Raw genomic sequence first — 26,149 nt, 5'->3', positions numbered from 1 at the left:
ATCGAGACATTCTTATGACTTGGACAGAATGCCGATACACCCGGGAGGAAATCAACCGACAGGGGCGCGAATTAGTTCGCCTGCTCAATATTGACACGGAACAATGGTCGGCCGACGATTACTTGGCGTTCCGCCGGATGTCTACGGTCGTAAACAACTGGCGGGGTTGTCACGCTTATCCCCTCAACGTTTTGCAGATGAATCTTCGTCGTGCCGCCCGCCGTTTCGACGACGAACCCTTGATTGCGCAAAGGACCAAACGGCTGATTTCCATTGCGAACAAACTCGATATTCGGCCGGATATGAAACTATCACAGATGCAGGACATTGGCGGCTGTCGAGCTGTCCTAAAATCGGTGGCAGGAGTCCGAGCTCTCGATGAGTTTTACGAAAACCAGAGCCAGATGAAGCACAGCCTGGTGCATCGAGACAATTATATTTTTCAACCCAAGGAGTCCGGATATCGAGGGATTCACCGCGTTTATCGCTTTCTGTCCGACAAAGAAGGAGGGCGCCGATTCAACGGATTGAAGATCGAGATGCAGATCCGATCTCAATATCAACACGCATGGGCGACCGCTGTAGAGACGGTGGGTACGTTTCTCGGAGAGGCGCTGAAATCCTCGATTGGACCAGATGCATGGCTTCGCTTTTTTGTGTTGATGAGTTCCGCCATCGCTTTGCGCGAGCGTACACCGTTGGTCCCCTTGACGCCGGCTTCTCCATCCGAACTAAAATCTGAGCTGGACCACACTGCTGCACGCCTAAACGTTGAGCAAAGGCTTAGTGCATATAATCATGCGCTACAGCGACTGACCAACGATACCGACGACGCGCACTACTACTTACTTAAACTCAACACTCGGACCGAAACCCTCGCCGTTACCGGGTTTAAGGCAGATGAAGCCGAAAAGGCGCAACAGGCCTACTCTAACGAAGAATCTGCAATAAAAGGGGAAGGGACGGACGTCGTGTTAGTTGCAGTCGACTCACTGGCCGCGCTACAACGAGCGTATCCCAATTACTTTGCTGATACCCGCATTTTCCTGGAACTCCTAAGGCAAGCCCGACAAGGTCGGGCCCGTCGCGTATTCACTGGGCAACTTAGCCTTCCGTTGATCATTCCAAATCCGAAGTCCACTTAGGGCGAATCCCGGAAAAGCCCCCTACCATGCCTAGCGTTGCAGCTTAAACTATTGATATTATTAATATTTGCGCATCCTGCGCGCATGATTTCTACTCCGCGGGTTGCAGGTTCGAGTCCTGCTGGGATCGCCAATCGCCACGCCAGCGCCATCCTGGCGCCCCGCCACTCGTCCATTTTGAAGCATTGCCGTGAACGACAGGGCGTGCGCACCCGAGCCCGCCCTCGTTTGGCGGGCGCGTAGCCATGGCGTTGGGGGGCTCGGTTGGCGAAACATGAGGCATCCCGGTTTCTGGTCAGAATCCTGCGGTCCCGATTCCGCGACCACAAGACGGAGCTGTCCGAGTTGCAGCGTCACATCCGGCGCGGCGACATCGTCTGCGACATCGGCGCCAACAAGGGCAGTTTTCTCTACTGGCTGGCACGGTGGTCGGCGCCGGGGCGGGTCATCGCCTTCGAGCCCCAGCCGGATCTTGCCGAACGATTGGCGCGGCTCTGCTCCCGGTTCTCGCTCGACAATGTCGTCGTCGAACCGCGCGCCGTCTATTCGTGCTCCAGCAGGAAAACCCTGTTCGTTCCCGAAGGGCATCAGCCCGGAGCTTCGCTGCTCCGGCCCGCCGAGACCTCGAAGGCGATCCAGGTGCAGACGACGTCGCTGGACGACTATCTCCCCGACACCGCAAACGTCTCTGCGATCAAGATCGACGTCGAGGGTGCCGAACTCGACGTACTGCGCGGCGCCGAGCGCACCTTGCGCCGATGCCGGCCGTTGATCGTGGTCGAGTGCGACCGCCGCCTGGCGACGCTCGACAGGGTGAAGGAGACATTCTTGCTCCTGCGGAGTCTCGGCTATCGGGGCCAATTCCTGAGCCGCGGGAGATTGCTTCCGTTGTCTGCCTTCGACCCGGAAATCCATCAGCGCGCCGATGGCGAATGGTTCTGGAAGCGGAAGGACTATTGCAACAACTTCATCTTCAGGAGCGTGCGCGCGCCGACGTCCTGTGACCACGAAGCTTTCCTGGCACCGATCGAAACCACTTCGCCGGGCGCACGAAGTCGTCCTGAAACAGTCCCCCGGCAAGTTGCCCAGCATCACATCGACTGATGGGGGTTACCGATGTCCACGTTGCTGAGCTTTATTTTTCGAATCCTATTGCCTGAGCTGCCGGGCGATGTTTCCGGAGCTTGATACCGGTCAGCCGACCGTCGCTGAGTAGCGCGCGCCGAGCGGCCGGACTCTCGACCCGAGGTTCAGCCGCGCGGACCCAGCGGTCCTGCTTTGGCTGTTCGCCTGCAACGCAGGATGCCTCGCGTGCATTAAGCTTTCCTCTTCAGCTTAACGCCGGCTTCCATTTGACGCCGACGCCCTTCATCCGCCACGTGCTGGGCGATGGAGTTGAACCATGTTCGAACTAGCCATTTTGACTGCAATCTGTTTCATCGCCCCGTCGCCCTCACGATCATTTACCAGCGGCGCCAGGATGTCCTGTACGGCCCCTACATTACCGATGTCTCGTGGCCGACGGCGCTCCCCGACGACCGCGTCGAAGCGTCGTCATCCTGAGCCTGGAATGCTCCCGCACAAGCCGTCGCGATCACGCCAGGGAAGAGTGGCGGTGCGGCCGACGCCCGATTTCAGAAGCCGATGCGCCCGCCAGAATCGTTGAGCAGCGCATCGAGCCGGTCCGGGCTCATGCTTTGTCCGCCGGGCATCTCGATGCTGACGCAGGCGGCGCCGAGACGCAGATAGGCATTGGCCGTCAGCAGCGCGTCCTGCGCGCTGCGGCACCTGATGGTAGCGATCGCGCTGGCGCTTTCGGCCCGTACGGTGAAGGACGCTGCGGCCATGAAGGACTGGCTCATCTGTAAGCGGCGGCTGAAATGAAGCCGAAGCTTATTCAGAGGAGCCCGACGGTATCATTGAGGTGGATCAAAGCCGCCAGCCGAAGACTTCGCTAAGCGCCCCCCTCAGCTTCGGTTCAGCGACAGGCTGATGCGGGTGACGATGCCGTCCCAAGCGCGCTCCCAGACCCGGGGGTAGTTGATCAGCACGCAGTGCACGTAGCCGCCAACGAAGTTGCAGCGATTGTACCAGACGTAGTCGCCCTTGTAGCTCGACACCGCGAAGAATCGCGAGGTGACGCGCTTGTATTGAATATTCGGCGGCGGGTTCTTCCTGGCAAGGAACCGCGCAGGTGACTCCCGCGCGTTATTCGATACCGACTGCACGGTCAGATTGGCGCGGCCGTCGGCAGTCTGGAAGCGTTGGCCGTAGCCCTCGGGTTGGCCCGCCGTGTCGCTGAAGATCGAGACCGGAATGTCGACCGATGTGCCGGTCTCCGGGATCCTATAGGTGTTCCAGCGAACCGATTGGGCCGTCGCGGCGGTGCTCCCGCAGGCGGCGCACGCAAGCACTGCCATCGCCTTGATGATCGGATTCATGTGTGTCGTCCCGAACGGCTTGAGAACGCGATGACGTTGGATCACTTTCGCGGCCGCGCGAAGGCAATGTCCGACATCAACGGCAGGCGAACGCACGACACCCGCCGAAGTTCATGGCTCCCGCAGGTCCCGTGCTCGTTCGCTTCCATCATTGAACGCGGGAGGGGGCAAGGTTCCGGGTTGCCGCCGGACCGTCACCAGCCATGAGCTCGTTCGTTCCGGTCTCGGAGGGCTGCTCCAGCCTTCGCAAGAAGGCATCCAGTTGCGGCGCGAGTTGCGAGACGACGAACCTCGAGCCTTCCGGGGTGAAATGGATGGTATCCCAGACGATCGGAGTTTCCGCGTCAATCGTCAGCGGACAACGCCTCTTGCTGCAAATCGTGTCGACAATGGAAACGTATTGAACGAGCGGATACGCGCGGGCGATCTCTCTCAGACGATCGTCCGCCTCGAACGACGCGTCTTTCGGCATCAGCGAATTGCCGATCGGGACGTGCGTCTGCTCATGGTTGAACAACGTCGGAGCCAAGGGAGCTGGAAACTCGATCGAGGGACCGAGCAGCAGAACGGGAACGCCCGTTTCCTGAGCGACCGCCAGCAGCGCGTTCAAATAACCGTCGACGCGCCGTGCGGGAGGCCGGCCATAGGTTTCGAGATAGGCGCGCCAATTGCCGGAAAAAATGATGGCGTCAAAGCGGTGCGCCTTGATCTGATCGCGCAGCAGCTGATTGACGTCGTTACAGTTTCGCGAGCTGCTCAGCTTGAGTTCGACGAACGGCGGGCAGCCCCCTGACGTGAGCTGCAGAAGATGGTAGGTATCGGGCGACAGGTAGCCGCGCAACGCCCAGGCATAATGCGCGGCCAGGCTGTCGCCGGCGAGCAGAATGTTGCGCTTGTTTGCAGCCGGTTTCAGGCATGCCTCGAAATCGTAGGCCGATGCCGGCTCATCGGGCTGCAAGAAGCAGCTGTGCGCACGATAGAACGGCTCCATCGTCCGGGAATCGTACCGGAGCATCCGTGCCTGTGATTGCGGGAAGCGATCGGCGTAGCCGTCATGCGCGACGCCGTGAACTCCGACCGCGACCATGACGGCGGCAATGCCCGCGATCACCGGGGAGCCTCGCACGCCAACCCATACCGTTCGTGCGCGCGCAGGCCGCTCGACGATGACGTAGGACAGATAGGCCAGCAGCAGCGAGCACAGCAGGAGTCCAACCGTAGCTGCCGCCGAGGTCGCCACATCCAGCGGCAGCGCGGCCCTGCCGAGGACGAAAACCGGCCAGTGCCAAAGATAGAGCGAGTAGGACAAACGGCCGAGGAATGCTCCGAGCTCACTGAATGGCAGCCCGGGTCTGCCCTTCTCCTGATTGAACGCGACGATGTAGACCGCAGCACCGACACAGGGGACCAGCGCGTGCAATCCCGGGAAGCGGGTCTCTGCGCGGAAGATGACCACGGCAAGCAGCATGGAGACCATGCCCGCGGCCGCGAAGGCCAGGCGCGTCACGCTTCCAACCGGCGACCATCGATGCAGGAAAAACGCAATGCTTCCGATCAGGAACTCCCAGGCCCGCAGCGGGGCGATGTAGAAGGCGGTCGAGGGCGATTGCTTGATCCAAAGCTCGTCGAGCACACACAGCGCGATCGTTCCGAGGATGACCAGCCCGAGCGACGGCTTCGACGTTGGATCGGGAAACAGCCGGCTCCAGAGCCAAGTCACGACCGGAAACAGGAAGTAGAACTGCTCCTCCACCGACAATGACCAGGTGTGGATGAGAACCTTCCCGATCGTTGGTAGATCGAAATAGCCGGTCTGCGACCAGAAGAAGACGTTCGACGAAAACAGCACCGTGGAGATCGCGCTTCCGAAGAACATTCGGTAGTCGCCTGGAGGCGCCAAGAACCACGCGACCATCCCGGTGACGACGATCATCAAATAGAGCGCCGGAAGCAGCCGCCTCGCCCTCCGTTCGTAGAACTCAATGAAGGAAAACGAATCGGATTGAATGCCCGTCCAAATGAGCCGGGAGATCACATAACCGGAGATGACGAAGAAGATGTCGACGCCGACAAACCCACCGCCAAAGCCCGGCAGCTCGTAATGAAATCCAATGACCGAAACCACGGCTACGGCGCGCAGCCAATCGATGTCCGGCCGGTATTCCAAAACCTTTGTGCGCGTCATGCTGGCAGCCTGGGCGGGCCGTTCGCCCTAACAGGTTACCTGCTGACATGTTCCAAAATGAATTGCAACGTTCAGAAACACACGGAAATACCGTTGTTGGTTGGTGTATCCGAATTGCCGCACCGCCTCAGGAGCCCATCACGCGGGGATGCTGGAGGATAGCGGGCACGGCCGGCGCCCATTCCGCCTGCGGCGTCATCCGCTTCGCATCGGCAGGATTGGCGATCGGTCGCGACATCCCGGTACTGACATGGGGACGGTGATCGAGAGCTCGACAGAGCAGCGAGAACGCGCAGCATCCGTCCAGGCCCACCTTGCGAGCAGGCCAGATCCATGCGCCGCGCTCGCGCGCGCTGCCCAACGCAGCCTTCGACCCGACGGCCGCTCGGGTGTCGGTAACTACTCAACCTTGGGCCTTCTCTTTTGCCCAAGCCTAGCAACGCGCCTTCATCACCGCGCGCTTCCTCCATCATCATCCATGAACTGCCCATCATGCTGGCGCCTCAACTGGGCTCGACACGAGACGCCCGTGCGATCCCTGCTCGATGAATGTGGGGCTGTTGTATGATGAGCACACCCGCCAGCGAGATTTCGGCGACCGGCTTCCGTCGTCACCACCCACATGATACCAGTCATGCCAAAGAAACCGGCGAGCGAGTGGCGACATCGCCATAGCCGTTAATACCTCGCCACAAATTGGCCGAGGTCGAGGTGAGCTGCCTCTATACTTGGAGTTGCTTTTGCAACCGCATTGGCGCCGTAGCCCGGATGGTGCTCGTCGCCACCGAGCCGCGCAGGCTGAGCACGCTCAAACCGCCTCCCTGAAGGAATTAAGCTTAAAAACGTGCGGCGCCGCGTCTCCGCAACCTGGCAACTTCTTTCAACAGCCAAGACGTGCAACAATACTGCACGCAACTAATATCAACCTCAGATTTAATTTACTGATCATTTACTTTCCGCAACTTTGCCCCAAAAACTGCACGATGCTGGGTTCCTCTTTCACAATTAGAACTCTTCTGGGACTCTACAAAAACCACCTCCCCAGAAACGGGATCTAACAACCTCGGATATACTTTTCATAACTCACTCTCCGTCTTCGTTTCGCGTACAGAGGTCCCACAATGACAACACTCATCAAGGCTCTCCCGACCCATCTCGAAGAGACCCGTATCGACACCGAGAAGCTGCGCACGATCCTGATGCTCTGCGGCGCCACGGCGTTTGGCTTCATCCTCCACGCCACCTACGGTCTCGATCTCAGCTACGCCTTCTTCTGATTTGATCAGTCAACCGGTCGCGGGCTGGCGACTCTTCATTGCCGGACGCGATCGGCGTCGGTCCCGACTCGCGGGGTTATTGAACGGCCCCGCGCGTCGCCTTTTCGAAGCGATACGCGCCACGCGAAGAATATGGCAGATGCCGTCAATCACACGCTTGATCGTGCTTTTGCACAGCCTGGCCGCGCCGCTCCCACAATTCCGCCGCGACGACGCGACACGCTGGGGCTGTTGAGAATTGCGGTTGCTTGAGGACGAGTAGCGTCATGCGTTCACCAGTATATGATCTCTATCAGATGAAGCAGGATCGCTTGCCGAAAGGAGCCCGTTCGGCATGGCTGAGGACGAGGCCGAATGAGCCTCCCCCCATCGCCGATGACTGGGTCTTCGTCGGCAAGGAACGGCATCCGAGCCGGTGGACGGTCGCAGAGATGAATGAAAAAGGCACCTGCTACCGCGAGATTCCGATCTGGCTATCGAGCCGCCGCAGCATGATGGCTGGATCGGCGGCCGAAAACGGCGCTCAGCCGCCGGCCGCCTGAGATTTCATCGGGAGTCGCGGACAAGGCCGCGATACGCGAGGTTCGTCGGCAGCCTCGCAAGCGCAATGAACGAGGTCGGCGGTCCTAAGCGAGTTGGACGCCGTAATAGTCGTCGACCTTGCGCCCCGCCCCGGCATCCCCCCAGTCCCACTCACGCTCGTCGGAATATTTCGGCGCGCCCCGCAGCTGGTTCTCGGTCACGCCGGTAACGTAGCCGCCGAGTCGCGTGTCGTACTTCAGGGATTGCCAGGGCAACGGGTAGTGATCATTGCCAAGCCCGAGGAAACCGCCGAAGCCCAGGACGGCATACGAGACCCGCCCGCTCGGCTTGTCGATCATCACGCGTTCGATGGTGCCGATCTTGGTGTCGTCGGCGCCATAGACGGCCGTGCCTTCGACCTTGTCGCTTCCAATCAGGTTGCCATATTCGCGTTCATCGAGCATCGATGTCATGTGATCCTCCCGGTGCTAGTGGATCGATAACGTTCGGCCGTCACCGGCCGTTCCCAAGGGCCTAAAGGGCTCTCAGTCACCCGCCGACGGGTTACCGTCCTGCTCGGGATGACGTGTCGCCTCGCGGGACGGAGCATCGGGAGATGTGGTCCTATGAACCTGCTGCGCACGCTCCTTGTCGGCGGGCTGATCCTCCCCGCGTCCTGTCCTGACGATGCCTTGGCCTTGCTTCGCCATCGGATGGCTCTCCTTGGTTGGTGATCCACGAAGGGCGTCGGATTGGATAGTGCCGACGCCACTCCGATTCGATCGAAAACGACGCGGGCCGCGCCCGTTCGTTCCTCCCTGAGCCAACAGGCCGCAGAGCCGACCAGTGCATCTGGCGCGCGACACGGTGCTTTCAGCGATCCAAATGAAACGTTGGTGGTCTCAGGCCGTTGACCACGTCCCTCGAGAGGAGACACCGCATGGCAGGTGATCGCACAACGTCGATGTCCAGCCGCCAGATGGTCGGAGGCACCGCAACGCTTGCGGCCGCATCGCTGACCTCGGCAACAGCGAAAGGACGCGAGACGATGGCCGCAAATTCAACCCCGCCCGAACCGCTCGTCGACCCCAAGGACAAATATCCGAAGCCGCCGTTCGAACACCAGTCGCAGCCCTGGCCGGGTCTTGCGAGCAAGATGTCGCCGCGGCCGGATCACGGTGAAACCAGCTACAAGGGTTCCGGGCGTCTCGCCGGGCGCAAGGCGCTGATCACTGGAGGCGATTCCGGCATGGGACGCGCGGCCGCCATCGCCTATGCGCGGGAAGGGGCCGACGTCGCGATCAACTACTACCCGACCGAGGAGCCGGATGCGCAGGAGGTCATCGCGTTGATCGAGGCCGAGGGGCGAAAGGCCGTCGCCATCCCCGGCGATCTGCGCGACGAGGAGTTCTGCCGGCGGCTGGTGCAACAGGCCGTCGAAGCGCTGGGCGGACTCGACATCGTCGTCAACAACGCCGCGCGGCAGCAGGCACGCCAGTCGATCCTGGATGTCTCGTCCGAAGATTTCGACGCGACGATGAAAACCAATATCTATGCCCCGTTCTGGATCATCAAGGCCGCCCTGCCCCATCTGAAGCCGGGATCGGTCATCATCGGCACTTCGTCCGAGCAGGCCTACGATCCCTCTCCCGACCTCTATGACTACGCGCAGACCAAGGCGGCGACCATGAACTACGTGAAGTCCCTGGCCAAACAGCTCGGGCCGAAGGGCATTCGCGTGAACGCCGTCGCTCCCGGGCCGATCTGGACGCCCCTTCAGGTCTCAGGCGGGGCCACTATGGAGAAGCTCGAAAAATTTGGTGGTCAGACTCCACTCGGTCGTCCTGGCCAGCCGGTGGAGCTTGGATCGATCTACGTCCAGTTGGCCGCTGCGGACGCGAGCTACGCCAACGGGCAGGTCTATGGATCTTCGGGAGGGTCCGGGCAGCCCTGAAGCCGCCCGCCTCGCTCAAATGCGGGTGACAGGCTGCGGAAGCGAATACGCTTCCGTATGCACCTGACGGATCGTTGTGAACGCAGCGACAGCCGACGCCAAGCTGAACGCAGTCAGTAGCGCAATGAGAATCGTTCGTGGGGTCATCGGACGCTCCTGCATTCCAATTGGTTACTCGTGCCGCGCAGCCTTCGGCTCGCCGAGCGGCGCAATCTCGCCGTCGAGCCAGTCCTGCTGGAGGGCGAGCGCATTCCAGCCCTGGGCCATGCGCCGATAGCGCCGGAAGGCCGGCTCTTCCTGCGTGCGCTCCGCAAGCTGGAGGCAGTTGTCCGCGTTCTCTCTGAAAAGATCTGATTGTTTCATACAAATTTAGCTGGTGGGCGCCGCGCGCCGATGCAATCGTGTTACACGATATTAATGATCATGGAACTGTCGGCAGTTCTCTATCGAAAGCGGGGAGCAGTACGTTCTGTTCCAAGTTGCAAGATGGTCGTGAGACCGAGCATCACAACGCTCTGCCGTGGTTTGCTGACTCTCTGACCTCTTCCCCTTCGGGATCGCGGCGCAGCCCTGGACTGCATTGTCATCCCGCGCTCCGAACAACGAGGTCCCCGCTGCACCCGCTACTTGCTGCGCTGCGGTCGGAGCGTTGCGGAACTGGCGGGCGCATCGCCCGTCGCTCCCGGGCCGCGGGACTTGGCGGTGGACGACCATGAAGGCGGCCACGACACTGAGTTGAGAATCGTGCTTCTCGTAACCCCTCGGCACGACCAGCGAAGGCTAATCTCTGGCTTGGTTCCGGAAAGGGATGGCTCATCCTCGCAAGAGAGAAAAAGAATTCTGGAACGTTCCGCCTGGAGTGGAGTTGAGCCATTTGTGCCGGCAAATGCCGGTTCCATCAGCCGGAGAAATCGGCCTCCCGGCTTGATTTGATTAGTTGCCGCGGCTTCTATGCCGCCCGTCATAAGTGTCTCAGATTCTTGATGGTAGACGATTCTGACTTGGGGGAACTTGATGAGCGATGATGCTGCTGCCGGTGCGATGCCCATGCGCCAGGGGTTCGGTCGCCACGGCAACGGAGTCGAGGCGGCCGATGCCAGCCAGGATCTGCTCCGCGTCCTCCAGGCCATGCGTTCCGGAGATTTCTCCGTGCGCATGAGCGGCGACTATCTCGGCATCGACGGCAAAATCGCTGACACGTTCAACGAGATCATTGCAGCCAACGAGCGGATGGCGCAGCAGCTCGAGCGCGTCGGCCAGGTCGTGGGACGCGAGGGGAAGACGCGCCAGCGCGTGCGGTTCGGCATCGCCAGCGGCTCCTGGGCGGATATGGAGAGCTCGATCAACACGTTGATCGACGATCTTCTATGGCCCACGCGCGAGGTGACTCGCGCGGTCGCCGCCGTGGCCCAAGGCGACCTCCTGCAGACCGTGAAGCTGGATGTCGATGGCCGGCCTCTGGGCGGCGAGTTCCTGCAGTCGGCGACCATCGTCAATACGATGATCAAGCAGCTCAGCGTCTTCACGTCCGAAGTGACCCGCGTGGCGCGCGAGGTCGGCACCGAGGGCAAGCTCGGCGGACAGGCCCAGGTTCCCGAAGTCACGGGCGTCTGGAAGGACCTGACCGAGAGCGTCAACTCGATGGCCAACAACCTCACCGGCCAGGTCCGCAATATCGCGGAGGTGACGATCGCGGTTGCCAATGGCGACCTGTCGAAGAAGATCACGGTCGACGTGCGTGGTGAAATTCTGCAGTTGAAGGAGGCGATCAACACGATGGTCGACCAGCTGCGCTCGTTCGCGTCGGAGGTGACGCGCGTGGCCCGCGAGGTCGGCACCGACGGCAAGCTCGGCGGTCAGGCCATCGTTCCCGGCGTTGCCGGCACCTGGAAGGACCTCACCGACTCCGTCAACGCGATGTGCGGCAACCTCACCGCTCAGGTCCGCAACATCGCCAACGTCACCACTGCGGTCGCCCGCGGTGACCTGTCACGCAAGATCACGGTCGATGTGCGCGGTGAGATCCTGGAGCTGAAGGACACCATCAACACGATGGTCGACCAGCTCAACGCCTTCGCATCCGAGGTGACGCGCGTGGCGCGCGAGGTCGGCACCGAGGGCAAGCTCGGCGGCCAGGCGCAGGTGCCGGGCGTTGCCGGCACCTGGAAGGATCTCACCGACAACGTGAACTTCATGGCGTCGAACCTGACGGCACAGGTCCGCAACATCGCCGACGTCGCGACCGCCATCGCCAGCGGCGATCTATCAAAGAAGATCACGGTCAACGTCTCCGGCGAGATCCTTCAGTTGAAGGAGACGCTGAACACGATGGTCGACCAGCTCAATGCGTTCGCCGGCGAGGTCACGCGCGTGGCGCGCGAGGTGGGCACCGACGGTCGGCTCGGCGGCCAGGCCAACGTGCTCGGCGTTGCCGGCACCTGGAAGGATCTCACCGAGAGCGTCAACTCGATGGCGTCGAACCTGACGGCGCAGGTCCGCAACATCGCCGAGGTGACGACCGCCGTCGCCAACGGCGACCTGTCGAAGAAGATCACCGTCGACGTGCGCGGCGAGATCCTGGAGCTGAAGGACACCATCAACACGATGGTCGACCAGCTCAACGCGTTCGCCGGCGAGGTGACCCGCGTCGCCCGCGAGGTCGGCACCGAGGGCAAGCTCGGCGGCCAGGCCATGGTGCGCGGCGTCGCGGGCACCTGGAAGGACCTGACCGACAGCGTCAACTCGATGGCCTCGAACCTGACCGGCCAGGTCCGCAACATCGCGGAGGTCGCCACCGCCGTCGCCAAGGGCGACCTGTCGAAGAAGATCACGGTCAACGTCTCCGGCGAGATCCTTCAGCTGAAGGAGACGCTGAACACGATGGTCGACCAGCTCAACGCCTTCGCCGGTGAGGTGACGCGCGTGGCGCGCGAGGTCGGCACCGACGGCAAGCTCGGCGGCCAGGCCGAGGTGCCCGGTGTGGCCGGCACATGGAAGGACCTCACCGACAGCGTCAACTCGATGGCCGGCAATCTGACGGCGCAGGTGCGCAACATCGCCGAGGTGGCGACGGCCATCGCCGGCGGCGACCTGTCGCGCAAGATCACGGTCGACGTGCGCGGCGAGATCCTGAGTCTCAAAGAGACGCTGAACACGATGGTCGATCAGCTCAACCGTTTCGCGGGCGAGGTGACGCGCGTCGCCCGCGAGGTCGGCACCGAGGGCCGGCTCGGCGGCCAGGCCAACGTGCCCGGAGTCGCCGGCACCTGGAAGGATCTCACCGACAGCGTCAACTCGATGGCCGGCAATCTGACGGCGCAGGTCCGCAACATCGCCGAGGTGACCACGGCGGTGGCGCGCGGCGACCTGTCGCGCAAGATCACCGTCGATGTGAAGGGCGAGATCCTGGAGCTGAAGAATACCATCAACACCATGGTCGATCAGCTCAACGCCTTCGCATCGGAGGTGACGCGCGTGGCGCGCGAGGTCGGCACCGAAGGCAAGCTGGGCGGCCAGGCCGAGGTGCCCGAAGTCGCAGGTACCTGGAAGGACCTCACCGACAGCGTCAACTTCATGGCCTCGAACCTGACCGCGCAGGTCCGCAACATCGCCGAGGTCGCGACCGCGATCGCCGGGGGCGACCTGTCGAAGAAGATCACGGTCGACGTGCGCGGCGAGATCCTGCTGCTCAAGGACACCCTGAACACGATGGTGGAGCAGTTGCGCTCGTTCGCGGCCGAAGTGACGCGGGTCGCGCGCGAGGTCGGCACCGAGGGCCGATTGGGCGGCCAGGCCGTTGTGCCCGGCGTCGGCGGCACCTGGAAGGATTTGACCGACAACGTCAACCTGCTCGCGGCCAATCTGACCACGCAGGTCCGAAACATCGCCGAGGTGACCACGGCAGTGGCGCGCGGCGACCTGTCGCGCAAGATCACCGTCGACGTGAAGGGCGAGATCCTGGAGCTGAAGAACACCATCAACACCATGGTCGATCAGCTCAACGCCTTCGCCGGCGAGGTGACGCGCGTGGCACGCGAGGTCGGCACCGAAGGCAAGCTCGGCGGACAGGCGCAGGTGCCGGGCGTTGCCGGCACCTGGAAGGACCTCACCGATACCGTGAACTTCATGGCCGCGAACCTGACCGAGCAGGTCCGCGGCATCGTCAAGGTCGTGACCGCCGTCGCCAACGGCGATCTCAAGCAGAATCTCACGGTCAAATCGAAGGGCGAGGTCGCAGCGCTCGCCGATACCATCAACAACATGACGGAGACGCTGGCGACCTTCGCCGACCAGGTGACGAGCGTGGCCCGCGAGGTCGGCGTCGAGGGCCGGCTCGGCGGCCAGGCCAACGTGCCCGGCGCGGCCGGCACGTGGAAGGACCTGACCGGCAACGTCAACCTGCTCGCGGCCAACCTGACGTCCCAGGTGCGCGCCATCGCCGAGGTCGCGACCGCCGTGACCAAGGGCGATCTCACCCGCTCCATCCAGGTCGATGCCCGCGGCGAGGTGGCCGAGCTCAAAGACAACATCAATACGATGATCACCAATCTGAGGCTCACCACCGACCTCAACACCGAGCAGGACTGGCTCAAGACGAACCTCGCCAAGTTCACCAACATGCTGCAGGGCCAGCGCGACCTGACCACCGTCGGCCGCCTGCTGCTGACCGAGCTGACGCCACTGGTGAACGCTCACCGCGGTGTGATCTACCAGGTCGAGACCGAGTCCGCGCCGCAGCTGCGCCTGCTCGCCTCATACGCCGATGACGGCATCTATCCTCACCGGACGCACGTCCAGTTCGGTGAGGGGCTGATCGGGCAATGCGCGATCGACAAACGCCAGCGGCTGGTCTCGGAGATCCCATCCGACGTCATCCCCGTGGGCTCCGCCCTGCTCCGCGCCGTCCCTAAGAACCTCGTGGTGCTGCCGGTGTTGTTCGAGAACCAGGTCAAGGCGGTGATCGAGCTGGCGTCGCTCAGTCCGTTCACGACGTCGCAGATGACGTTCCTCGAGCAGCTCACCGACTCCATCGGCATCGTGCTCAATTCGATCGAAGCCACGATGCAGACCGAGGGACTGCTGAAGCAGTCGCAGCAGCTCGCCGCGGAGCTTCAGACCCAACAGCGCGAGCTGCAACAGACCAACGAGCAGCTCGAGCAGAAGGCGCAACAGCTCGCCGAGCGCAACGTCGAGGTCGAGCGCAAGAACCAGGAGATCGAGCAGGCCCGCCGCGCGCTCGAGGAAAAGGCGACCGAGCTCGCGCTGACATCCAAGTACAAGTCCGAGTTCCTCGCCAACATGTCGCACGAGCTGCGCACGCCGCTCAACAGCATCCTGATCCTCGGCCAGCAGCTGACCGAGAATCCGGACGGCAATCTCACGCTCAAGCAGGTCGAGTTCGCCCGCACCATCCATGGCGCCGGCACCGATCTGCTCAATCTGATCAGCGACATCCTCGATCTCTCGAAGATCGAGTCCGGCACCGTGACGGTCGACGCCGAGGAGATCCTCACCACCAACCTCCTGGAGACCGTGGGGCGTCCGTTCCGCCACGAGGCGGAAAATCGCCTGCTCGCCTTCAACATCGACGTCGACCCGAACCTTGCGCGTAGCATCGTCACGGATTCCAAGCGCTTGCAGCAGGTGCTGAAGAATCTGCTCTCGAACGCCTTCAAGTTCACCGCCGAAGGAGGGGTGCGCTTGAAGGTGTCTGCGGCGCTCGGCGGATGGAGCGCAGAACATCCGGTGCTCAACACGGCACCGGCCGTGATCGCGTTCGAAGTCTCGGACACCGGCATCGGCATTCCGCAAGACAAGCAGAAGCTGATCTTCGAGGCGTTCCAGCAGGCGGATGCCGGCACGAGCCGCAAATATGGTGGCACTGGTCTCGGGCTCGCGATCAGCCGCGAGCTCGCCAACCTCCTGGGCGGCGAGATCCACCTCAAGAGCGCCCCCGGCAAGGGCAGCACCTTCACGCTGTATCTGCCGCTCAAATATTCAGGTCCCGCAACGGCGCCGCGCGTCAGTCCGGCATCGCCCGTTCCCTACGTTCAACCTCCAGCCCTACAGCAAGCGGCCGCGCCAGAGCGCGGGATCGAGCCCCCGCCGGACGATCGTCTCGATCTCGAACCCGGCGATACGATCCTGCTCGTGGTCGAGGACGATCCACACTACGCGCGCGTCCTGATCGACCTCGCGCGCGACAGGGGCTTCAAGGTCCTGACCGCCAGCCGCGGCGCCGAGGCACTGGATCTTGCCAAACAGTATCAACCGGCTGCGATCTCTCTCGACGTCTTCCTGCCGGACATGCTCGGCTGGACCGTTCTGAGCCAGCTCAAGCATAATCCGCTGACGCGGCACATCCCGGTGCAGATCATCACGCTCGACGAAGACCGCCAGCACGCTTTGGCGCGGGGGGCCTTCTCCTTCGTCAGCAAGCCCACGACAACGGAAGGCGTCAGCGCGGCCCTGTCGCAGATCAAGGAATACGCGAAGCCGCGACGCAAGCGGCTGCTGATCGTGGAGGACAACGCGGCCGAGCAGCTCAGCATCCGCCAGCTGTTGGATCACGACGACATCGAGATCATCGCGGCGGATACGGGAGCTGCGGCGCTCGAGACGCTGCGCAGCGCCCCGTGCGACTGCGTGGTTCTCGATCTGCGGCTGCCCGACATGAGCGGGTTCGACGTGCTCGATCAATTGCGCTCCGACGAGTTCTTGTCGAGCGTCCCGGTGGTCGTCTTCACCGGGCGGGAATTGTCGGCCGAAGAGGATGCGGAACTGCATACGATGGCGCGGAGCATCGTCGTCAAGGGCGTGGAATCGCCGGAGCGGCTGCTCGACGAGACGTCGTTGTTCCTTCACCGCGTGATCACGGAACTGCCGCTCGAGAAGCAGCGCATGCTCGAGAAGCTGAACAGTTCCGACGAGGATCTGATCGGCAAGACGGTGCTGCTGGTCGACGACGACGCCCGCAACATCTTTGCTCTCTCCAGTGTGCTGGAACGCCGCGGCATGAAAGTGCTGACGGCCACCACCGGCAGCGAAGCGATCGACCTCGTGCAGAGCAATCCCGCGATCGCGATCGTCCTCATGGACATCATGATGCCGCAGATGGATGGTTATCAGACGATCGGCGTCATTAGGCAAAACCCCGCCTTCGTCCGGCTCCCCATCATCGCGTTGACCGCGAAAGCCATGAAGGGAGACCGCGAAAAGTGTCTCGAAGCTGGCGCCTCCGATTATCTGGCAAAACCCGTCAATACCGAGCAGCTGCTTCTTGCGATCCGCATGTGGCTGCACCGCTGAACGGCTCATCATGATGGAACATGCGAAGGTCAACATCCTCTTGGTCGACGATCAGCCGGCGAAGCTGCTGGCCTACGAGGTCATCCTGAAGGAACTCGGCGAAAACCTCGTAGTCGCCACGTCTGGTCGCGAGGCGCTCGAAATTCTGCTGAAGAATGAGATCGCGGTGATTCTCGTCGACGTCTGCATGCCTGAGCTCGACGGCTTCGAGCTGGCGCAAATGATCCGTGAGCATCCGAGGTTCCAGAAGATTGCGATCATCTTTATCTCCGCCATCCAGGTGAGCGACTTCGATCGCCTTCGTGGCTATGAGATGGGCGCCGTCGACTACGTGCCGGTTCCTGTCGTGCCGGAGGTGCTGCGCGCCAAAATCAAGGTTTTTGCCGAGCTCTATCGCAAGACACGCGAGCTGGAACATCTGAACCTTGAGCTGGAGGACCGGGTACGGGCCCGCACCGCCGAGCTTGAGCGATCGACAGCAAAGCTCGTCGAGAGCGAGCAGCGTCGGAGCATGGCGATCGCGGCCGGCAGGATGGGCTCGTGGGACTGGGACGGTGTCAATGGCGACTGGATGTGGGACGAGGGGCAGTACCGCATCTTCGGCGTCACGCCGCAGAACTTCGAGCTGAACACCGTGAACATCATGGCGCTGCTGCACCGGGAGGATGCCGAGCGCGCCCGCCAGGTGGTCGCGGAATTCAGCCGTGGCGCGACGTCGTATGAGGCTGAGTTCCGGATCCACCGGCCCGATGGCGAAGAGCGGTGGTGCGTGGGAACGGCCGCGGCGACCACCGACAGGACCGGCCGCGTGGTCCGCGTCAGCGGGGTCACGATCGACATCACCGAGCGCAAGCGCGCCGAGGAACGCCAGAACCTGCTGACCCGCGAGGTCGATCATCGTGCCAAGAATGCGCTGACCTTGGCTCAGTCGATCGTTCGCCTGACCAAAGCCGACAGCGTGAAGACCTATGTCAACGCGGTAGAGGGGCGCATCAGCGCACTGGCCCGCGTTCACACCATCCTCTCGCTATCAAGCTGGGAAGGTGCGAAAATAGGTAGGTTGGTGGCCGAAGAGCTCGCGCCCTATGCAACCGGCGGCCAAGTCGCCTTTGACGGCGTCGATCTGCAGCTTGAGCCTGCGACCGCGCAGACGCTGGCGCTGGCGCTGCACGAGCTGGTGACAAACTCGGCCAAATACGGCGCGCTGTCGGTCCGCTCCGGGCATCTCTCGGTCAAATGGAGCATCGAGGATGAGCGCCTGGATCTGATCTGGATTGAAACCGGCGGTCCCTTGGTGCGCGCGCCGACCTCGCGCGGCTTCGGCACGCGCAGCCTGATGGCCAGTGTGGAAAGCCAGCTCGGTGGGCGCGCCTCGTTCGACTGGCGTCCCGAGGGATTGGTGTGCCGGCTGGTCGTCCCGCTCCGCCCCGGCGCGACCCCGCCGGAGATCACGAGCCCTTGCGCAACGGCGGCGCCGGGCGACGCACGACAACGGGCTGCTGGCTGACCGCTCCGGATAGCTCAGGCCATGTCGCGCGAGATCCGGACCGGGATCGACTTGGCGGCGGGCACCTTGCTCCCTTCCGCGTAGTGCCATAGCGGAATCAATCCGTTGCATTCGGGGTAGTAGGCCGCAACGCTGTAGCGCGGAATGTCGAACGCCACTGCCTGGAGCCCGCCCAGCGAGCGCTCCACGCCGTCATCGGCCTCGGTCGAGAGCCGAACCGGCTCGCCCTGCTTGATGCCCAGATCAGCCATGTCGCTCGCGTTCATGAAGACGATCTGACGGCCACCGGTGACGCCGCGAAACCGGTCGTCCTCGTTGTAGATGGTGGTGTTGAACTGGCCGTCGGCGCGCAAGGTCATCAGCTGGTAAACGCCATTGCCTTCCTCCGGCGGATTGAGCGCCGCCTTGGGCACGGTGAAGTTCGCCTTGCCGGTCGGCGTCTTCCATTTGCGTTCGCGGGCACCAAGCGGCCGCGGAAAGCCGCCGGGCTCAAACAGGCGCTTGTTGAAGTCTTTGAACTGCTCGGGATAGGTCCGCTCGATCGCGTCTCTGACGCGCGCGTAGTCGCCCACCCAGGCATCCCAATCGACGCGCGGATTTGGCTTCAGGGTGGCCTTGGCGAGACCGGCGACAATGGCTGGTTCCGACAACAGGGTCTCTGCGACGGGTTGGCGCTGCCCGCGCGAGCCGTGAATGCAGGTGGTGGAGTCCTCCATCGAGACCGCCTGATCTCCGCCTGCCTGCCGGTCGATTTCGATGCGGCCGAGGCACGGCAGCAGATAGGTCACCTCGCCTGGGACGATGTGGCTGCGATTGAGCTTGGTTGCGATCTGCACCGACAGCCGCAGCTTCGACCACGCCGGCTCCATCAGCGAGCGTTCAGGGACGGCGCGCAGGAAGTTACCGCCGAGACTGACGAAGCCCTTGACGTCCCCCTTGATGATGCCTTGGCAGGCATCGACCGTGCTGAGACCGTCCCAACGCGGCGGCTCGAACGAATAGAGCTCGGCAAGCTTGTCGAGCGGCACCAACTTGGTCTTCTCGGAGATGCCGACGGTGCGTTGCCCCTGAACGTTGGAATGGCCACGAACCGGCGAGATGCCGGCCCCCGGCTTTCCGATGTTGCCGCGTAACAGCAGCAGGTTGACAATCATCTTCGCGGTTTCGACGCCATGCCGATGCTGGGTTATTCCCATCCCATAATTGGCGATCACGGCGTGCGAGCCTGCGTAGACCTTGGCAGCCTCCAGAATGGCGCCGCGCGTGAGGCCGGAGGAGCGTTCGATATCGCTCCACGACGCCTGCCGGCAGCAGGTTGCGAAAGCTTCGAAGCCGGACGTGTGCCGCTCGATGAAGGCGACATCGAGCACGGGCGGGCTCTTGGTCGCGACCGCGGCATCATCCGCCTCGATCACGGCCTTGCACAATCCGAGTAGTGCCGCACCATCGCCGCCCATGCGCAGCTGATGATACTGCGTGCTGATCCGCGTTCCTCCCGTCAGCACCATTTGAATGGGATTTTGCGGATTGGTGAAGCGCTCCAGCCCACGCTCCCGCAGCGGATTGAACGTGATGATGGGCACGCCGCGTTGTGCCGCCTTCTGCAACGGATGCAGCATGCGCGGCGAGTTGGTGGTCGTGTTCTGGCCGAAGAAGAAGAAGCAATCCGCCTTGTCGAAATCCTCAAGGAGCACCGTACCGACGGGGACGCCAATCACCTCCGGCAGAGCAACTGATGTGGATTCGTGGCACATGTTGGAGCTGTCGGGAAAATTGTTGGTGCCGTACATGCGGCCGAAAAGCTGATACATGTAGCTCGTCTCGAGCGAGGCCCGGCCCGACGTGTACATGACGACCGAGCGTGGATCGAGCCTGTTCAACTCCGCCCCGATGTCGCGAAGGGCCTCGTCCCAGCTCACGGCAACATAGCGATCCGCCGCAGCGTCATAGCGCATCGGATGAGCAAGACGCCCCTGCTCTTCGAGCTGATGATCCGACCAGGATCGCAATTCTGTCAGACTGTGCCGAGCAAAGAACTCCGGTCCGACTGTCTTGCCGGTGATTTCCCACGCGGTCGCCTTGGCGCCATTCTCGCAGAATTCGAACGGGTGCGGCTTTGCCGGCTTGGCCCAGGAGCAGCTGACGCACATGAAGCCGCCTGGCTTGTTCTGTTTCAACAGGATCTCGCTGCCAAGCAGGGTCACCTCCTCCTGCGTCAGGATGCTGGCGACCGCGTGCACCGAACCCCATCCGCCGGCCGGAGCCCTGTAGTCCTGGATTTTTGCTTTCTCGCTCACGACGCTCTCCGCGGCCTGTTCAAAAGCGGCAAACCCGGGATGAGCAGCGAAGTTCCGATTCCTCACTGAACGTTGCGAGGCTATCGTCGAAGTCCCGCGGGCGAAGGTCCGCGCTAGGAATTGGGAACGACCCGGCCCGCCGCGAGTCATTTCCATGCCTCTGGCGGCGTCCCCCATCTCGCTGGAGGCACTCCGTGTGGACTGCGGCCCAGCGTTCGACCCCTCGGGCGCTGGGCCCGTCCCACTGAGGTAGCCGGGTTTTCTCCCGGCTTCCGATCTCAGCATCAAGCCGCGCTGCGCTTGAGATGGCGGCCTTCCTTGACCTCTTCGATGATCTTGGCGCTGAAGGCTTCCAGATCTCCGGGATTGCGCGAAGTGATCACGCCCTGATCGACCACGACCTCCGCGTCCTGCCAATGCGCGCCGGCATTGGCAACGTCCGTCTTGATCGATTTGTAGGACGTCATCTTTCGCCCCTTGGCAATTCCGGTCTCGATCAGGAGCCACGGCGCATGACAGACCGCCGCAACGATCTTCTTGGCTTCAAAGATCTCCTTGATGAACCGCAGCGCCTTCGGCTCGAGCCGCAGCAGATCCGGATTGATCTGACCGCCCGGCAGCACGACGGCGTCGTAGTCCGAAGCAGACGCCTGGTCCAACGTCTTGTCGACCTTGACGGTCCGTCCCCAGTCCTTCTCATCCCAGCCCTTGATCTCGCCCGGCGCGAGCGAGATGATCTCGACGGTCGCGCCCGCCTGCTTGAGACGATCGCGCGGCACTTCGAGCTCGGATTGCTCGAACCCGTTGGTTGCGAGGATCGCGATCTTCTTTCCCTTGATATCCATTGGAGTCTCCTGGCCATTCGACACCGCCGGCAACCTCGCGCTGGCCTCCATGTTCCGCCTGGCAGGCCGGGCGGATCGTCACAACTGGTCGATCGAGTCAGCGCTCGCCTGGGTGGAACCAGCCTGCCTATGGCGCCGTTTGTTTGGACGTCCCTGCCTTGAATGGATGGGCGGCGTCGAGCGGCACGGCATCGCTGCATCGGCGGATCGCAATCTGGAGGCGCTCGTGCCCTACGCATTGTTTGAGAATGACGAACAGATGACCCGCCCGTTTCGCACCGAGCGCGAGGTCTGGGAGGCCGCGGAACAGGCCGATCTCATCACGCTCGGCACGCATGGCGAGAAAATCCTCGACAACAATTTCGAGATCAAATCATGCGAGGCCACACCGGAAGAGCTTACCGCCGCGCCGCCGGACATCGTATTGCCCGAAGCTCACACGCCCGATGCTGATCGAGGGAGCCGGACTACCGACCAATCTTTCTCCTCACCGGCCAAATTGAAGATGCGGACGTCCTCATGACCCGGCGCAGGTTGGCCTTTGCGGCTCAGGTGATCGTCGGCCATGTCGGTTCCTGGCCTGATCATCGGACTACGGACGAGCGGCGGATCGCTCGGCCTTACCGCCAGCCTCTCATGCGCGCCGGGCGCCGCGCTGCTTGCGAGGCAGTCGGCTCGCTTCCTCCAGCTTGAGCCGCTCTCGCTGTTGCCGCAGCCGGTCAAGCGTCTCCAGCATGTGGTGCAGAAGCACTTCGGCGGCCGCCGTCGAGGCCCGAGCTCGCCGTAGCTGCACGATTTCACGGCGCTGCCGCCCGACCCGGAGACGCATACGGTCGATTTCGGCTCGAACCACACATAGATCGCGCATGAAGCACCCGAGCAAGAGTAGGATCGCACAATAGAACAAAATAGGAACACTTTGCAAGCTTTCCCGTTGAAGCCGGGCAACAACGGGAGATCCCCATGCCCGAACAGCTGCAGAAAGATCCCGAGGACTGGGTGTCCGGAGCCGATCCATGACGGATGCCCAAGCTTCCTACTTGAGAACGCTCAGCGAGCAGGCTGGCCGATCCGATCCCACGCGAGCGGAGATGACGAAGGCTGAAGCGTCCGAACTGATTGATGAGATGAGACGCACCGCAGGGTTGGATTGAACCGGCATATTCGACTCACCAGGCCGATGGGCCGGCAGATCGGTATTCCAATGTTGGCGATGCCGGTCCGAAGCTGTCGCGAATCAGAAATCGGTCGTTTAGTCTCCGCGGCATTTCGCGGGAGTCCACCATGGTTGCGGACAGTGACAGCAAGGTTGCCTGGCATCGCGCCCAGCTCAAAAAGAATCGCGCGACCTTGAAACAGATCGAGACGGCGCGGTTCACGGTGGGCGAGAGCGCCGATGCGAAGGCGCTTGAACAGACCAAGCGGCAGGTTGCGGAACTCCAGGTCAAGATCCGCGAATCCGAGCACCTCATCGCTCAGCACGACAAGCAGACGCGACGCCCGCTAGCGACCGACCTGCGAAGCCTCTCGAATGTCGCTTGGCGCAACTGGACCGGCAATGGCCCGCGCTGAGGGCTCGCTGCCATTCAGTCCACGATCTTCTGATGCACGCCTCCAGGCTGTTGCATAACCGTAGACACATTCGACGGCTGTGATTTGTCAACCGTCGGCGCCCAGCGCTTCAGTCGCTCATCGCTCCTGCTGATTGCATCGAGGTCGATGCGTCCTTCCGCCAGAGCCTCCTTGGCGCAGGCGAGCGCGCGGTGGAACTGGGTGCCGTCATAGGCCACCAGCAACAGATCGGCGCCGCCGTTGAGAGCCTCCACGACAGCTTTGCAGAGATCGCGGCCGTAGATCGCCCCCATCACGAGATCATCCGTCACGATCACGCCCTGATAGTTCCAGCGGCCGCGAATGAGTCCCTCGAGCACGGCTTTGGAATGTGAGGCAGGCCGCTCTGGATCGATCGCATCGACCGTCACGTGACCGACCATCATCGCCGCGTGCGAGCCCTGCAGCACCTGTCGGAACGGCCGCCAATCCGACCGTTCCAAGACATCTGCCGGCGTGCCGAGCTGTGCCGAGAAATGATGCGTATCGGCTGCGACGCGCCCCAGACCAGGGAAATGCTTGACGGCCGCGCGGACACCGCTTGCTTCCAGGCCACGGACGTAACCGAGCGCAATGTCGCCAACCACCGCGGGATCGTTGGAGATCGCGCGGCGGCCGATCAAGGTGTGAAAGTCCAGTCGGTTGCGTGTCCAGCTCGGGCGAAGGTCGACGACCGGAGCCAAATTGAAGGTGATGCCGGCAGCCGCGAGAGCCTCACCCTGGGCGCGCCCCATCGCGAACGCATCCTGCGCGCGCCGCGAGGCCGGCAGATCGGCCAGCGTTGCGAGGCCGGGCATGTTCGGCAGGGTCGGAGACAGGTGTGCGACGGCGCCTCCCTCCTGATCCGCCGCAACCAGCAGAGGCGGCAGCCCGGCACTCCGGCGCGCGTCCTGCAATCGCGCCATCTCGGCGCGCAGCTGAGGCTCGGTCCGGCCGCGGATGTTGTGGTGTGTCACATAGACGCCCGCGATCAACCCCTGCCGGGCCAACGCGGCTGCGTCATCGACGGCCGTGTAACCGACGATGAAATGCCGGCCGAGCAGATGCGCCACGTCGGGGGGCGTCCGGAACGTCTCGTACTTGCGCCAGGCAAACATGAACTGCGTCGACGTCAGCATGATCAGCGGAACGCACCATGCTACGACCAGAGCGCGTCCGGCGGGCCCCCGCCGCCACCGACCGCCGAGCATCAGCAGCAGCGGAACGGCAAGCCCGATGAGGAGCAGGGCTGCGTGGCCGCTGCCCCGCAGCCGAACCAGATAGGGCTCGTTGCTGTTCAGCGTGACGAAAATGAAGAGCAGAGCGAGGATCCAGAGAACCGCGGTCCTGATAAGTCCGAGCATGTGTGCAGCCGATCATCCGAGGGGAAAGACGGCCATTGCCGTAACAACCACGTTTTCCCTGCGCCAGATGTGGAATCGCGTCTGCACGAAATCTGCAAACAAATCCTGAAATGCTGCAGATCCCCTCGTGAGCTGCTGCATGGGCAGGCGTCATGCTTGGCTCATCGGCTTGTGCCTCCCGGCCCGAACGATGACCCAAACCAAGGATTCCTCCATGACGACTCTCGCCGAGCCGACGGCTGCGCCCGTCGCGCCCGATTCCATGTGGCTCAAATTCGCCATCACTGCCGGCCTCGTCGGCCTCGCCGACACGCTGCTCTACAACGGCCGGCCGATCGGCCTGGCATTCCCGCTGTTTTTCGCCGCGCTCGCCGCAGCGAGCATTCTCGCCAATCTTGCCAAGACCGATCGAAACCGTCTGGTCGGAGCTGCAGTTCTCTTCGTTGCCGGCCTGGCTCCCGCCATCGAGGAGCTGAACCTGCTTTCTTTTCCTGTCCTGCTGCTCACGACGCTGTCGGCTATCACGCTGGCGACCAACCGATCCGCGCGCGGCTTCCGGCTTCCGCTGACCGCCGCGCGGCAGTTGCTCCTGATCGGGCCGTTTCGACTGATACCTGATGCGATCGTGACGCTGCGCACGAACATGATCACGCGAACTCTCGTTGTCTGGAGCATCCCGCTGGCACTCGGCTGCGTGTTCTTGGCTCTGTTCGCAGCAGCCAATCCAGTCATTGAGCGGTGGTTCGCCGTCCTCAGTCCCGAGCGCGTCGCCTCCCAACTCACGATGGGGCACGCGATCTTCTGGCTCGTGACGTTGTCCATGGTCTGGCCATTCGTCAACCTTCGCTGGCGCGAGCGGACCAAGACCTCGAGCCCACCGATCGAAAGCGAGCCCGATCAGCCGTCAATCCTGACGACCGTGCTCGGCCCTGAAACCGTGATCCGGGCGCTGATCCTGTTCAACATCCTGTTTGCCCTCCAGACGGCGCTCGACGGCGCATATCTGTGGGGACATGCTGCGCTTCCGGACGGCATGACCTATGCGACCTATGCGCACCGAGGCGCCTACCCCTTGATCGTCACGGCGCTGCTCGCGGCTGCCTTCGTCATCGTCGCCGTCCGCTCCGAGACCACGGCAAACGAGTCGCGACTGGTCCGGCCGCTGGTCTATCTCTGGGTGGCTCAGAACGTGATGCTGGTCGTGTCCTCGATTCAACGGCTTCACATGTATATCGAGACTTATGCTCTGACCTATTGGCGAATCGCGGCCCTGATATGGATGATCCTGGTTGCGATCGGCCTGATCCTCATCGTGCTCAGGATCGCTCTCGACAAGTCCAACGCATGGCTCATCCGTATGAACCTGCTGGTGCTCTCGGCGACCATCTACGGCTGTGCGCTGATCAATTTCGACCGACCGATCGCAGACTTCAATGTCTCCCATAGTCGTGAGGCAGGACAGAGCGGCCCTCTCATCGACGGCTCCTATCTCGTCTGGCTCGGGCCCGAGGCACTGCCGGCCATCGAGCGGGCGATGCTGTTGCGACCGACGGACCGAGGGCTGGCCAGCGACCGTGATCGGCTCCTTGAGCAACAGGAAAGCAGCATGGCGTCCTGGCGATCCTGGAGTTTTCGCGGCTGGCGCCTGCAGCGCTATCTCGATACACATCCTGTGTCGCAGAAACCAAGCTGATGCCTCGCCGCGGAGTAGAGC

General features: G+C 62.6%; 17 protein-coding genes and 2 pseudogenes. 11 read left to right on the top strand and 8 right to left on the bottom strand.

The window, feature by feature from the left end; all coding sequences use genetic code 11:
* Nucleotides 1-14 precede the first annotated feature (14 nt).
* Complete coding sequence (locus tag QX094_RS25850) at nt 15-1,145, top strand: RelA/SpoT domain-containing protein (RefSeq protein WP_316188294.1); 1,131 nt, start codon at nt 15-17, stop codon at nt 1,143-1,145.
* Nucleotides 1,146-1,409: 264 nt separating this feature from the next.
* Nucleotides 1,410-2,144, top strand: a pseudogene (locus QX094_RS25845) (FkbM family methyltransferase); the annotation flags it as partial.
* A 635-nt stretch (nt 2,145-2,779) separates the two neighbouring features.
* Here the strand turns inward: QX094_RS25845 and QX094_RS25840 are convergent.
* From QX094_RS25840 to QX094_RS25830, 3 genes are all read right to left on the bottom strand, one after another.
* Nucleotides 2,780-2,992, bottom strand: a complete 213-nt coding sequence (locus QX094_RS25840; protein ID WP_315711835.1) for a hypothetical protein — start codon at nt 2,990-2,992, stop codon at nt 2,780-2,782.
* Between the two features lie 120 nt (nt 2,993-3,112).
* A complete protein-coding gene (locus QX094_RS25835) occupies nt 3,113-3,586 on the bottom strand; it encodes a hypothetical protein (protein ID WP_316175380.1) in 474 nt (157 codons plus the stop codon).
* A gap of 148 nt (nt 3,587-3,734) precedes the next feature.
* Entirely contained in the window at nt 3,735-5,771 is a 2,037-nt protein-coding gene (locus tag QX094_RS25830; RefSeq protein WP_316175378.1) for an acyltransferase family protein, read from the bottom strand.
* A gap of 1,121 nt (nt 5,772-6,892) precedes the next feature.
* Here QX094_RS25830 and QX094_RS25825 point away from each other — a divergent pair.
* Nucleotides 6,893-7,048, top strand: a complete 156-nt coding sequence (locus QX094_RS25825; RefSeq protein WP_315711831.1) for a hypothetical protein — start codon at nt 6,893-6,895, stop codon at nt 7,046-7,048.
* Between the two features lie 266 nt (nt 7,049-7,314).
* On the top strand, nt 7,315-7,590 hold the full coding sequence (locus QX094_RS25820; RefSeq protein WP_315712614.1) for a hypothetical protein: 276 nt from the start codon (nt 7,315-7,317) through the stop codon (nt 7,588-7,590).
* 84 nt (nt 7,591-7,674) lie between these two features.
* Here the strand turns inward: QX094_RS25820 and QX094_RS25815 are convergent, their stop codons facing one another.
* Complete coding sequence (locus QX094_RS25815) at nt 7,675-8,043, bottom strand: PRC-barrel domain-containing protein (RefSeq protein ID WP_315711829.1); 369 nt, start codon at nt 8,041-8,043, stop codon at nt 7,675-7,677.
* A 467-nt stretch (nt 8,044-8,510) separates the two neighbouring features.
* Between QX094_RS25815 and QX094_RS25810 the strand changes: the two genes are divergently transcribed.
* On the top strand, nt 8,511-9,524 hold the full coding sequence (locus tag QX094_RS25810) for an SDR family oxidoreductase (RefSeq protein ID WP_316175376.1): 1,014 nt from the start codon (nt 8,511-8,513) through the stop codon (nt 9,522-9,524).
* Between the two features lie 171 nt (nt 9,525-9,695).
* Here the strand turns inward: QX094_RS25810 and QX094_RS25805 are convergent, their stop codons facing one another.
* Nucleotides 9,696-9,887 (bottom strand): hypothetical protein, encoded by a 192-nt coding sequence (locus tag QX094_RS25805; protein WP_315711826.1) that lies wholly within the window; start codon nt 9,885-9,887, stop codon nt 9,696-9,698.
* 684 nt (nt 9,888-10,571) lie between these two features.
* Between QX094_RS25805 and QX094_RS25800 the strand changes: the two genes are divergently transcribed.
* On the top strand, nt 10,572-16,832 hold the full coding sequence (locus tag QX094_RS25800; protein WP_409977885.1) for a HAMP domain-containing protein: 6,261 nt from the start codon (nt 10,572-10,574) through the stop codon (nt 16,830-16,832).
* A 13-nt stretch (nt 16,833-16,845) separates the two neighbouring features.
* Nucleotides 16,846-18,339, top strand: coding sequence for an HWE histidine kinase domain-containing protein (locus QX094_RS25795; RefSeq protein ID WP_315712612.1), 1,494 nt, complete (start codon nt 16,846-16,848; stop codon nt 18,337-18,339).
* A gap of 14 nt (nt 18,340-18,353) precedes the next feature.
* On the opposite strand, the gene QX094_RS25790 is transcribed toward QX094_RS25795, so the two are convergent.
* Together QX094_RS25790 and QX094_RS25785 are read right to left on the bottom strand one after the other, a co-directional pair.
* A complete protein-coding gene (locus tag QX094_RS25790; protein ID WP_316186146.1) occupies nt 18,354-20,636 on the bottom strand; it encodes an FdhF/YdeP family oxidoreductase in 2,283 nt (760 codons plus the stop codon).
* Nucleotides 20,637-20,920: 284 nt separating this feature from the next.
* On the bottom strand, nt 20,921-21,481 hold the full coding sequence (locus tag QX094_RS25785; protein ID WP_315711823.1) for a type 1 glutamine amidotransferase domain-containing protein: 561 nt from the start codon (nt 21,479-21,481) through the stop codon (nt 20,921-20,923).
* A gap of 49 nt (nt 21,482-21,530) precedes the next feature.
* On the opposite strand from QX094_RS25785, the gene QX094_RS25780 reads away from it, so the two are divergent.
* From QX094_RS25780 to QX094_RS25770, 3 genes and pseudogenes are all read left to right on the top strand, one after another.
* The gene (locus QX094_RS25780; protein WP_316188293.1) at nt 21,531-22,004 is read left to right on the top strand and encodes a hypothetical protein; all 474 of its coding nucleotides are present in this window, start codon (nt 21,531-21,533) and stop codon (nt 22,002-22,004) included.
* 440 nt (nt 22,005-22,444) lie between these two features.
* Nucleotides 22,445-22,635: pseudogene (locus tag QX094_RS25775) on the top strand (DUF3072 domain-containing protein).
* 130 nt (nt 22,636-22,765) lie between these two features.
* Nucleotides 22,766-23,053, top strand: coding sequence for a hypothetical protein (locus QX094_RS25770; RefSeq protein ID WP_315711818.1), 288 nt, complete (start codon nt 22,766-22,768; stop codon nt 23,051-23,053).
* Nucleotides 23,054-23,067: 14 nt separating this feature from the next.
* Here QX094_RS25770 and QX094_RS25765 read toward each other — a convergent pair whose 3' ends face one another.
* Nucleotides 23,068-24,435, bottom strand: a complete 1,368-nt coding sequence (locus QX094_RS25765; RefSeq protein WP_315711817.1) for a glycoside hydrolase family 3 N-terminal domain-containing protein — start codon at nt 24,433-24,435, stop codon at nt 23,068-23,070.
* A 214-nt stretch (nt 24,436-24,649) separates the two neighbouring features.
* On the opposite strand from QX094_RS25765, the gene QX094_RS25760 reads away from it, so the two are divergent.
* Complete coding sequence (locus tag QX094_RS25760; RefSeq protein ID WP_315711816.1) at nt 24,650-26,128, top strand: DUF4173 domain-containing protein; 1,479 nt, start codon at nt 24,650-24,652, stop codon at nt 26,126-26,128.
* Nucleotides 26,129-26,149 lie beyond the last annotated feature (21 nt).

Source organism: Bradyrhizobium sp. SZCCHNS1050 (genome assembly GCF_032484785.1).
GTDB lineage: Bacteria > Pseudomonadota > Alphaproteobacteria > Rhizobiales > Xanthobacteraceae > Bradyrhizobium.
The sequence above is the reverse complement of the archived record's forward strand: the minus strand, read 5'-3'. Positions and strand labels throughout refer to the sequence as shown.